The sequence below is a fragment of the Neobacillus sp. MER 74 genome, from assembly GCF_023714155.1.
Genome location: NZ_JAMAUV010000056.1, coordinates 1 through 1,616, shown reverse-complemented (window position 1 = coordinate 1,616; position 1,616 = coordinate 1). Strand labels below are relative to the sequence as shown.

The window sequence follows — 1,616 nt, the reverse complement described above, 5'->3', positions numbered from 1 at the left end:
TGCAACGCTATCACAATTACTCTGACCGTGAAATGGAAGAGGCTATTCTTTATCATCTTCATTTAAAACAATTTTTGGGTGTACCCGTAGCTTTTAGCGGTTTCGATCATAGTACTCTGGGGCTTGACCGAGATCGTATGGGTTCTGATCTTTTTGATGCGTGTCATCACCATATTCTTTCCCAAGCATTGGTAAAAGGTCTATGGGGAAAAGAATATGATCGTTGGCTTATCGATTCCTTTCATACGTATGCCAACATTGCGAAGGTGGGGGCTTACCGTTTAATCCAACAAGGAATCCTTCAAATTATTCAACACATCAAACGTACATATCCAAAGTTATATGCCTGTCTTTTACAGGACTGTGCTCTCAAAAGTTTTCTGAAACGGCTCTCGGATCGGACGTCTGAAAAGGATCGCTTGGTATTATTTAGCCGTCTGGTGGTGGAAGCCTACAGCCTGTTACATTGGCTGGAAAGTGAAAGGGTACAGCCTTTATTCTGGACATGGGAGATTGAAAAACAACAACTTCGTTGTTTGGAGCTTCAAGCGATCCTCTATCAAATTTTACAAGAGAACGCCAAACCGATGGATCCGAATAAGTCCGAAGGTGCCAAACAGGAACCACTTCACTACCAAGAATTATCCAAAAAGGAAAAACCACAAGATCGTATCCGAAGTGCCCATGATCCAGAAATCCGGAGTGGGTACAAATCAAAATCCTTGAAGTTTACCGGAGATAAAATTCAAATCTTAGAGTCAAGAACGCACGGATTAATCTTAAATACTGAAACCATTCCAGGTAACGAATGGGATGGAGAGCGTCTTGCCCCGATGGTGGAGGAAGTAATCAATCGTCACGGTATAATACCGAAACAAGTTGTCGGTGATTCGTCCTATGGCACAGGTGAAAATCGCCAGAGAATACAAGGGATGCAGATATTACTGACCGCTCCTATACAAAAATCTTCAAATCCAGCGGGATTGTTAGAAAACGATTGGTTTGTTTATGATGAAAAAATGGATGAGGTCACCTGTCCTCAAGGGTACTCGACGTCTAAAAAAGTGCGAAATAATCCGGGTCAGGGATATCAATTCAAATTCGATGCGAAAACTTGTAAAGCTTGCCCACTGTTTCAACAATGTACGACCAATAAAAAAGGTAGAACCGTCTTCATTAGTGATTACTATGAGATCATGGAACAAGGAAGATCCTATAATCAAACCGAAGCTGGACAAAGTGCATTAAGGGCTAGGTACGAAGTGGAAAGAACGAATCATCAAGCTGCCAACCATCAAGGACTTAGGAAACCAAGAACAAGAGGAAGAGAACCATTAAGGATCATGGCAAAATTGACGGCCATGGTTATCAATTTGAAAATTATGGTAAAGAAATTAGCTGAACCCATCATGCCCTTTTATCGTTTTAAAAAATACGAGAATCGGATAAAGGCCCCCGTCTGCCCAAATTAGGGAATTCGGGACAAATAGAAGGCCTTGGGCAGGCAAATATACATAAAAACAATAAAAGCTTGTGAAAAAATCCAATAAAATCCATAAAGTATGTGAAATATGGTGTAGGAGTGGAAAAAACTCAAACTTAATCGACAGTCTCAT

General features: G+C 40.8%; 1 protein-coding gene. It reads left to right on the top strand.

Features of this window, described 5'->3' with window-relative positions; all coding sequences use genetic code 11:
• The coding region (locus M3610_RS27365; RefSeq protein WP_251463603.1) for a transposase at positions 1-1,472 on the top strand (1,472 nt) is incomplete at its 5' end.
• Positions 1,473-1,616 lie beyond the last annotated feature (144 nt).